The 8,360-nt window shown below is 46.5% G+C and carries 7 protein-coding genes; all 7 read right to left on the bottom strand.

What is annotated here, in order from left to right:
- Window positions 1-804: methyl-accepting chemotaxis protein (locus tag Q0C19_RS09195; protein ID WP_295055313.1), on the bottom strand; the 804-nt coding region annotated here is incomplete at its 3' end.
- Between the two features lie 104 nt (window positions 805-908).
- The gene (locus tag Q0C19_RS09190; RefSeq protein WP_295055311.1) at window positions 909-2,645 is read right to left on the bottom strand and encodes an AAA family ATPase; all 1,737 of its coding nucleotides are present in this window, start codon (window positions 2,643-2,645) and stop codon (window positions 909-911) included.
- Window positions 2,642-4,186: a long-chain-fatty-acid--CoA ligase gene (locus Q0C19_RS09185; RefSeq protein ID WP_295055309.1), complete on the bottom strand. Its 1,545-nt coding sequence runs from the start codon at window positions 4,184-4,186 to the stop codon at window positions 2,642-2,644. The genes Q0C19_RS09190 and Q0C19_RS09185 overlap by 4 nt, the downstream gene beginning before the upstream one ends.
- Complete coding sequence (locus Q0C19_RS09180; protein WP_295055307.1) at window positions 4,183-5,364, bottom strand: outer membrane protein transport protein; 1,182 nt, start codon at window positions 5,362-5,364, stop codon at window positions 4,183-4,185. Before Q0C19_RS09180 ends, Q0C19_RS09185 begins: the two co-directional genes overlap by 4 nt.
- A gap of 3 nt (window positions 5,365-5,367) precedes the next feature.
- Entirely contained in the window at window positions 5,368-6,213 is an 846-nt protein-coding gene (gene nfo, locus Q0C19_RS09175) for a deoxyribonuclease IV (RefSeq protein ID WP_295055305.1), read from the bottom strand.
- Between the two features lie 30 nt (window positions 6,214-6,243).
- Window positions 6,244-7,392, bottom strand: coding sequence for an aminotransferase class I/II-fold pyridoxal phosphate-dependent enzyme (locus tag Q0C19_RS09170; protein WP_295055302.1), 1,149 nt, complete (start codon window positions 7,390-7,392; stop codon window positions 6,244-6,246).
- A gap of 96 nt (window positions 7,393-7,488) precedes the next feature.
- Window positions 7,489-8,360: hypothetical protein (locus tag Q0C19_RS09165; protein WP_295055300.1), on the bottom strand; the 872-nt coding region annotated here is incomplete at its 5' end.

Raw genomic sequence — 8,360 nt, 5'->3', positions numbered from 1 at the left:
ATAGGTATTGACTTTCCAAATAATATGATCCAATTTTGCCAAGCTCATAAATATCCGCTCAGCGGTGTGTTCCGTACTGGCAAATGTTTCCCGCATCATCTGTGCGTTATGATCCATATTTGCATTAAAACTTCCGATCGATTCGTTGGACTCTGCAATATTCTCCTGAACATGTTCGAACTTATCCCCGATCGTTGTGACGTCCTGCTTCATCGATTGCAACGAGATGTTGATCTCACTGATCGCTTTATCGGTTCGATCGGCAAGTTTACGCACTTCATCTGCAACGACCGCAAACCCGCGTCCGTGTTCACCGGCACGCGCTGCTTCGATCGCCGCATTGAGGGCCAACAAATTAGTTTGATCGGAGATATCTTTGATCAACACCAAAATACTAGCCACGTCCTGAGCGCGGTCGGAGAGAGTTTTAACCGTTTCCATTGACTCCGACGCCAAAGAATTTAACCCTTCCAAGGTATTGGATATGCCCGACGCTTTACGCCCGAGTTCAACGATATTTTCCAATAATTCGGTAGATTTTGCGATATTTTCTTTGGAAGAGGCAACCGATGAGGCCATATTTCCCTGAACATCGATTAGATTTTTTTTCAGCTGCTCATTTTGATACGTCATCATTGTCGTAGCATTTGTGCATTTATGCCGTTCATCGTGCTCTATCATATTTGATTCGCACTCATGCAGTTTACGAGAAAGCTCTTCATTTTGATCCCGAAGTGCGGTATTCTCTTTTTGCAGTGTTAAAAGTTCTTCTTTTAACGCTGTATCATCACTAAACCAACCCATTTTGACCCTTTAGTACGTCATTTTGGTGATTATACTCTGCGTCGCCAAAAAAATACAATTTGAGAATCGAATTGATTAATCTTTGTGATTTTTTTGTGATACTTTTAATGGTTGATAAATCCCATCGATTTTTCACCTTCAAAACTGCCCGAACGCTCTTTTTGAATTTCAGCAATGAAATCTTCAAGTCTAAAGCTTCCCTCTTTTCGAGCCGCAACCTGATAGGCGGTATTCTTCACGATTAAATTGATCTGCCCTCCGGTGAGAGGATACGATGCAAGTTTTTCAACATCAAACCCTTTTTCATACGGCGCATTCTTCGGAAGCATCATGTTCCATAAAGTAACACGCTGTTTTTGATCCGGTTTCTTGAATTCTATTTTATAGTTGAATCGGCGCGAAAAAGCCTGATCAATATTTTCGAGCAGGTTTGTCGTCGCGATCAAAATCCCCTGAAATTTCTCAATCTGTTCCAAAAAGATATTTTGCATCTGATTGTGCATCTGATCTGCCGATGTACCCGCACCTTGTGAACGTGATGAGAGAAATTGATCGGCTTCGTTCAACAGTAAAATCGGTTCTGTTTTCGTCTGTCGGGTTAAATCGGCATAAGTATCAAAAATCTTGCGCACATTTTTTTCTGACTCACCGACGTACATGGAGAGGATTTTGGAGCAGTCAAAACTCAGCACCTGTCGTTTAAGCGATCGTGAAAGTGAGTGTGCCGTAAGGGTTTTCCCGGTTCCCGGAGGGCCGTAGAAAATAATCCGTGCATCTATCCCCGCCTTTTTATCTTTAACACCCCATTCATGAAGCCGTGCAATCACTTCACGATCAAGTTGGCGCATCAAATTTTGAAGTGTTTGTTCCGTCGAGGGGTTTAAAACAACATTTTCCAAAGAGGTCGTCGGCTCGATAAGTTCAAAAATTTCCTGCTCTTTAATCAGCATATCGAGCTTTAGTTTGCGCACTTTTTTCTTTTTTTGAGGGTGCATAATCGACTGCAGAACCTCATCCACGATGTAAAATGCACGCGAAATACCGCCAAAAGGGTTGAGCATCTCCTCATAATCGATCACCTCTTCATTGATAAGGCGGGAGCCGTCTTCAAGAAGGGCGCGGTTCTTGATCCGTTCGTAATCATCGAAACTGATAAGATCGATGAGGGTATTCATCTCTCTGAGATTCCCCTCCGTAGCACTGTACTCCTCTTTGAGAAGGGCTAGAAAAATAACCTGCTCTTTAGGTTCCAGTTTCTTTTGTTTAAAAAAACGGTCCAAGACAACATCGAGTGAAGTCTGCACAATCCGCTCGTCAATACGCTTTTCGAGAAGGTCGAGTTTGTTTTGGATACGATTGATCCCGAGTGAGTGTTCGTTTCCGTTATGCCGAATGATCGACATCTTTTGATACAGCTCGATGCGAAAAAACTGATCCTGCAAATATTCCAAATGGTCGGCGTAGGGTTTGATGTCGGGGAGCGTCATCTCCAGTGAACCCTCTTCCAGAAGCTTCATAAAAACCGAAGTCACAGCGACGGGAGTGTTATAAAGTTCCAAATGGGAAAGCTCGCTGATTTTGAGCGGTGTAAAGGAGTGGTGGGTAATCCATCCGAGTTCGAGCAGTGTTTTTACTTCACCGAAATGACTTAAATAGGAATAATCGTCCGCTCCGTAAAGTTCTTGAAGAAGTTCGGCTACGATGACATCTTCTTGAGATTGTAAAAATTTACGGGTGAGCAGCTGTAAAATTTTTGCTTCATCGACCGTACATTTGAGTTGCGAAAAGATATGTGTGCTTTCGATTGCTTTATTGTCTAAAAAGTCGATCAAATATTTCAATGGAGTCCTTCTTTTAGTACACGTTTGAGTACTTTACCTGTAGCTGTTTTCGGTAGTGATTCTACCACGGTTATGGTTTTAGGGATTTTAAACGATGCCAAATGTTCTTTAAGCTCCATTTTTATAAAGGCGGGAGTTGTCCTTTCATACCCCTCTTCCAACTCGATAAACGCAATCGGAACTTCTCCGCTATGGGGATCATTCACACCGATAACGGCGGCAAGTTTTACCGAAGGCAAAAGCATAAGCTGCTCTTCAATCTGACGAGGATAGATATTGATCCCTTTGGAGATAATCAAATCTTTAATCCGATCGACGATATAAATATACCCCTCATCATCCACTTTGGCGATGTCGCCGGTTCGAAACCACCCGTTTTGAATCGCCTCTGCAGTCGCTTCCGGATTATTTAGATACCCCTGCATGACACAGTCGCCTCGTACGATTAGCTCTCCCGCTTCTCCGACAGGGAGTTCTATCATCTCCTCATTGACAATTCTCACTTCATTCCCAAGCAACGGGGTTCCAACCGACAATGCTTTTTGTTTTTCGATGGAATTAATACTCACCGCAGGAGAACATTCGCTCAGACCATACCCCTCCAGCATTGACGAACGACGAAAGGTTGATTGAAATCGGTTGAGGGTGTCTTCATTCAATGCCGATCCGCCCGAGATAAAACAGCGAATGGAGTTAAACCACAAAAAATACCACGGCAATTTGGCACGGATAAGGGCGTTGTAAATATCGGGAACACCCATAAATACGGTAACCCGCTTGAGAAGCGTCTGCCTGATAATATTGCTAAAGGGCAAAATCGAGGGGATGATAACAAAAGAGGCGCGCATAAAAAACGGTAATATGACCATTATTGAAAAAGTAAAGGAGTGAAACATCGGCAAATAGACGATAAAACGGTCGTTTGCATCGAGCGCAAATCGCTCTTTCGCACCGACAAGATTGGAGAATAGATTCCGATAACTGATCATGGCCCCCTTAGGGTGTCCCGTCGTACCGGAGGTATAAAAAATGACGGCCGTATCCTCCAGCTTTGCAGGAGATGTTGTATGCGAATGCGCATGAACGGAAAGCATCTCGTCCAGCACTAAGTGCTTTGCATTCTCAGCCGGTGCCGCATCGATCCAAACGGTATGTTCTATGGAATCTACCACGGCAGATAAATCCTCCACCTCTTTTGAAAACTTGGCGGCGGTAATCAATATCTTTGCGCCGCAGTCGCTCAGGATATAGCGGTACTCCTCGTTTTTGAGCATCGTGTTAATCGGTACCGTAACCGCCCCTAGCTTGCTGATGGCGAAAACACTTTGAACAAACTCGATGCTGTTGGGGCAAATAAGGGCGATTTTGTCTCCACTCCCCACACCGATCAGTTCGAGTGCTCGGGCAAAGCGATCAACGCTCTCTAAAAAGCTCTGATAGGTATACCTCTTATTCTCAATAAAAATCACCCTCTTTCGAGGAGTTTCTCCGGCAACACGATAAAGCATTGCATAAAAGTTTTCATACGGGTAACGGATCAAAAGCGATACTCGATTCCGCACGTCACAAGATAGGCGCGGGCATTGGAAAATTCCCCGTCAATCGAGCCGTTATGGACCGTTCGATCTTTTTTCATATCGATCAGACTCCCGAAACCGATATCCCAATGCTCATCCATTTGATAGCGTCCGCCAAGGGATACCATAAAGGCATCCGCATCGGGAAGCTCATAGCCGAGTGACGTTTCTGGAACAGGAGTCTCATCATAGGCAACACCCGCCATGGCCGTCCATTGATCGATTTTCTGGGTCACACCGAGACGGTAAGTATTTGTATTTTTCCAATTTTTGTTTAATGTCGCACCAAAATAAGCGGTAGCCGGATTCGGAGTTCCGCCATAATTAAAATCCAGTTGCTTATACGCCGACCAATAGGTTCGCTCATACACCGCTTCAACCGTTGTACCGCTCTCAAACGTGTAGGCAGCCGCAAGGCTTAATGCTGCGGGCATCGGCACCGTAACGCTCGTCGAACCGCTATAAAGATTCCCTAAAAAATTCAAATCGGCATTTCCGTCAATATTCAAATTGATTTTGGAGCGGTACGTTGCCGCCAATGAAACATTGGATTGGGGACGGTAATTCACTGCCATGTTATAGCCGTAATCGGCTGCATCTCCGCTCATATCCCGTGAAACCGGTACCGGAGCCGCATCACTTTTAACAACTCCCTCGGTTCGAACCATTCGAAATCCGACTCCCATACTCACAGTCTCACTTAGTGGAATCGCCACCGAAGGGTTCACTTCAATGGTTTTCAATGTGAACTCTTTCGCACTGGCTTTAGCAGCCGGATTGTCCCACCGTTTTGACAGCCCCGAGGGAGCAACGATACTCAACCCGACACGACCACCGTTCTCTCCCAATTTTTTAGAACTGTAGTGGAGCGTCGGAACCAAAAAACTCTCTTTTTTGGAACCATAACCATCCGAAAAATCAATCGGACTTAATCCGATGTACGTTGCATCGACTTCGAGAAAATTGGCATTGTCGTTATAGACCATCGCAGCAGGATTATAGTACGCCGCATCGGCTCCATGCGAATTGGCGACATACGCGGCACTCAGCGCCGTGGCATTGATAGAACTCTCCGGGATTTTATACCCTCCCGCCGACAACGCCGCCGTGAGTGCGGCCGACAATACCAAACTTCTCTTCATTTTCTACCCCTGCAATGAATATAACAACGCAATCTCCTGCGCCCAAATCGTCTCATCGATCGTCTCAAGCACCAAAGGAATATCATCCATTCTAGAATCGTTCATGATAAATCCGAACGCATCCAATCCGATTTTACCTTTGCCGAGCGAGTCGTGCCGGTCGACATGGCTCCCCAGTTCCGGTTTAGAATCGTTGATATGCATCCCTTTGAGGTACTTAAATCCCACAATTGCATCAAATTCCCTCCACGTTGCATCATACGCCTCACGGGTTCGAATATCGTAACCTGCCGTAAACATATGACACGTATCAATACAGACACCGACGCGCGATTTCTCCTCTATACGCTCGATAATGGCGTTCAGATGCTCAAATCTCCACCCCAGATTACTCCCCTGACCCGCCGTATTTTCGATGGTGAGGTTCACCCCTTCCACTCTTCTAATCGCTTCGTTCATACTCATAGCGATCCGGTCGATACACTCTTCTTCGGTAATCTCTTTGAGGTGGCTACCGGGATGAAAATTCAGCCTGTCCAATCCCAACTGGGAACACCGCTGCAGCTCATCGATAAAGGCATCGAGGGACTTTTGCCGTTTCTCCTCTTCAGGGTGACCGAGATTGATCAGATACGAATCATGGGGCAACACGTGCTTCGGAAGAATCCCGCTTTTCGCGAGATTGTCTTTGAACAGCCCTATCGTTTCATCTTCGAGAGGCTTTGCCGCCCACTGTTTTTGGTTTTTCGTAAAAAGGGCAAATGCTTTGGCACCGATCGCCATCGCATTGAGAGGGGCGTTAAAAACGCCGCCCGAAGCGGAAACGTGTGCTCCTACAAATTTAGACATAAATATTCCTAATTTTTAATGTTTGGTATTTTAACACAACCCTCTTATCCGCTTCGCCGCCTCTTCGAGTACACTCAGCGGTTTAGAGTAGCAAAAGCGAACCATGTTTTTCCCCGCATCGTCGTGATAAAATGCCCGTCCCGGAACCGATGCAACTCCTGTTCTTTCCAGTATCGCCATCGCTTTTTCAAAATCATCCTTGCCCGCGATGCCACTCACATCGGTCATAACGTAATACGCACCTGATGGAACACTTGGAATTAGCCCCGCATCACTAAGCGCATCACAAAAGAGATCACGTTTATGCTCGTGGATTCGGGCAAGCTCGGTGTAATACTCATCCCCAAGTTCTTCCAATCCGACCGCAGCACCGATCTGCAACGGTGCGGGGGCGCAGACGTAGATGAGATCATTCAGCTGTGCCATAGCTTCGATAACATTTACGGGGGCTATCGCATACCCCAATCGCCAACCCGTAATACTGAAGACTTTTGAAAATCCCGACAATACGACACATCGATCTTTAAGACTCGGCACACTGAGTGCCGTGATATGTACCGCCTCCCCGTACAAAAAGTGCTCATACATCTCATCGGCAAATACAATCAGATCATGTTTTTCGGCAAAATGCCCTATGGCTTCGAGTTCATCGCGGGTATAGACTTTGCCGCTCGGGTTGGCGGGGTTGCAGATCACCATCGCGCGGGTTTTGGGAGTAACGACGGATTCAAGCAAAGAGATATCGAGTTTCCACTCAGGAGCTTCGAGACAGACATAGGTCGGTACGGCTCCCAGTGAGACAAGGGTGGAACGGTGATAACCGTAGTAAGGTTCAAACAGTATTACCTCATCGAGAGGATTGAGCAACGCCATACACGCCGTGTAAAACGCCCCCGTCGCTCCATCAGAGACAAGCACCTGCTCTGGTGCGATTTCGACCTCATAAAATCGCTTCATCTTAGCGGCTATTGCAGAACGTAATCGAGGCAATCCCTCGGTCGGGGTATAGATGTTAACGCCAGCGTTCATTGCCGCATACGCCCCCTCGATTACCTCGCGGGGCACTTCGAGATCGCAGACCCCCTGCGCCATATTGATCCCGTTCAGAGCACTACACGCTCTCGTCATAGAGCGGATATGAGATTGTTCGACAGTACCGCTTCGTTGGCTCAGTTTCATAAAAAGTCTCCACTTTAGGGGGTTGTAGGGACATTTGTCCCTGCCACTTTAGGGACTTTGTTCCTAAAGTGCATAACATCCGTAATAAAAACGAGATTATAACTTATCGCGCAAAACCTTGATGAGGATTGCCAGGAGAACGACTCCTGAACCGACTAAAAGAGATACCCCGATTTTCCAAAGCACGGTATTAGTCAATCCTATCGCACAACTCACCAAAACCAATCCGCTCACCGCCAATCCCCACTGAACGTCAGCCCAACGCGAAGGGAGGAGTTGATGGAGCATCGGCACGTCCCTCTCATCGATGTAGGGGGCGTAACGCTCGAACCACACCAAAAAAGGGACGATTTTATACAGATGTGCCGTGATTAAAAATCCTAAAAACCCTGCCGTCAAAAACCAAAAGGAGACCAAAACCGCTTTTTCACTCCCCGATCCGATTCCATACATTCCGAACACAACGGAAAACGCCAAAGCGATAAACGCAACCGCAACCGAACGCTCCCATATATCGCTGTAACGCCGTTTTTTTGAGGTGAAGATACGATACACCCGAAACATGTAATACACCACTGACCCCATCCCCAACATCAGAGCCATACGTTCAAGTATCCCTATTTGCAGTGCCGAAGCAACAATCATCATACCAACCGAAAGAACCATCGTATAAAAGCTGATCGAATAATCGTTATCACTCGGCCGATTGCAGGCACCGAACATCGGTAACAATACCGTGCTCACCCCCATAATATTAACCATCACGTATCCGCCGAATACGGCAAAAATATGCCCCATTCGCCACTGCGAGGGATCGATGCTCATCACCCCCGCATAGCCCAGCGCCATCATCACGCCGATCCCAAGACCCACGCTCAAAAAAAGGGTACTCCACTGCATAGAGCGGGTAACACTGGTACTGCGACGGCTATGACGGAGGGTAACGAACAGATTAAACGCAAATAGGG

The organism is Sulfuricurvum sp. (assembly GCF_023250475.1).
Lineage (GTDB): Bacteria > Campylobacterota > Campylobacteria > Campylobacterales > Sulfurimonadaceae > Sulfuricurvum.
Note: the sequence above shows the minus strand (reverse complement) of the source record. Positions and strands in the feature narration are given on the sequence as shown.